Annotated in this window: 1 protein-coding gene; it reads right to left on the reverse strand. The window is 69.6% G+C overall.

Annotated features, from left to right (window positions below; genetic code table 11):
- A partial coding sequence (locus tag CQ14_RS46650) for an AsmA family protein (RefSeq protein WP_245320469.1) occupies positions 1–1,857 on the reverse strand: 1,857 nt, incomplete at both ends.

The following is a 1,857-nucleotide window of genomic DNA, read 5'->3' on the forward strand; positions in this document are numbered from 1 at the left end:
CGATCGCGCGCACCGCCAGCCACGACGACAACGGCGCGACGTCGACGCTGCGGCTCAGCGCGTCGGGCGTGCCCACCGCAAGCAGTTGAATTTCGGGCTTCCCGGTCGTCAGCGTCAGCGAAAGCGCGGCGCGGATATCGGCCTGATCGGCGGCGATATCGTATCCGCCGGAGACGATTGCCCGCACGCCGTTGGCATCCAGTGTCGTCGCGCCGACGCGCAGCCGGCCGTCCCGGATGGTGAAGGGGATTTGCGCGGAAGGGATCGCAAGCGCGCCGGCCGGCAACGCCGCTTCGACGATCTGCTTCAGGCGGACATCGTCCTTGGCCTGCCCGCTGTCATTGGCGCGAACCGCCACTTCGAAGGCGCGCGGGTCTAGCCCGGCGATCCTCGCCGCCTCCAGCGTCAGCGTTCCGCTGCCCGACAGTGCGCCCGCCAGCGCCGAGGCGCTGCGGCCCTGGCTCGTCAGCGTCATCTGCATCGACGCGCGGCCGGCGGGCATCGCCAGATTGCGATAGCGCAGCGCCGTGCCGTCCACGTCCGAGAGTTGGACGCTCGCATTCACCGCAATTCCGTTCGCACCCGGTCTTGCATCGATACTCGCGGTAACTTCGCCGCCGCCGATCTTGCCCTTGATGTCGTCGAAGGTCAGCGACCGGCCGTCGCTCTTGACCACGCCACTCACCGGCTGCAGTTCGCTTCCGCCCGGGAGCAGGCCACGCAGCGCCTGAAACGCGATCCGGCCGTTCCAGCCTTTCGCGAGCCCGGTGCCGAGCGGCTCACCCGGATCATGCCCGGCGGCACCGAGCGCCACGGCAAAGGCCGGCGCCAGCGCGAGCTGCTCGGTGCCGACTTCACCCTCGATCTCCTTTTCCTCGCCAAGCGTCACCGCCACGCGGCCGCGCAGCCGCGAACCGCCGACGCTGCTGTCGAGGTCGTCGAAGGTCAGCCGGTTGCCGGCGAGCTGCACGCGCGAAGACAGGCCGATGTTCTGCGCCAGCGTATCCGCCGGCCTGAGATCGAGCAGCGGCGCGAAATCGGCGCGGCCAACCTTCAAGGCGAGGCTGGCGGTGGCCTCCTGCGCCCATGGTTCGGCCGAGCCTTCGGCTTCGGCCTCGAGGCCCGTTGCCGAGATCTTTGCCTTGAGCCGCAACGGTGCGCCCCACGCACCCGTCGCGCTGCCCTCGAATTGCGCCGCGCCGTCGCCCGCCGTGACGATGCGATCGAAGCCGAGCAGGCCGAGCAGAGCGCGGCCCTGCTCGGCTGACAATTTCGCCGCGATCCCGACGTCGCTGCGCTGGAGCGCGGTGAGATCAATGCTTTGAATGGCTGCGACGGCCGGCTTGGCGGTGATGGTGGTGACGCCCTTGAGCTGCGGCGAGTCGAGTTCGGCCGTGGCACGGGCCTGGACACGATCGGACGGCTTGGCGTCCCCGGTGAGGTCGAGCGCCAGTTTCAGGCGCGCCGGGCCCGGGCTGGTCCCCATCGCATTGAGCCGCGCGGCCAGCTGCGGCGAGAAGGGAACGACCAGGCCGGTCAACCGGCCGAGCGAGGCGGCGGTCGAATTGAGCGCGAACCATCCGGTCGCGTGGACGCGGTCGAAATTGCCCGCGCCGTCCAGCGCCAGGCCGTCAAGCTCGCCGATCTTCAGCTGCTCGAGCAATAGTTTCGCCGGCGAGTAGGACAGTTTCGCCAGCAGCGGACGCAGCTCCTGGCCGGCGAAGGTGGCGCGGCCGACATCGAGCGAAAGCCGCCCCTCATCCGGCCACTCGCCTTGCGGGCCCGCCAGCGAACGCGCAAAGACCGTGGCAGCATCGAGATCGAGCCGCTCGGATTTCAGTTCGGCATCGATCCGCA

It is taken from the genome of Bradyrhizobium lablabi, assembly GCF_001440475.1.
Lineage (GTDB): Bacteria > Pseudomonadota > Alphaproteobacteria > Rhizobiales > Xanthobacteraceae > Bradyrhizobium > Bradyrhizobium lablabi.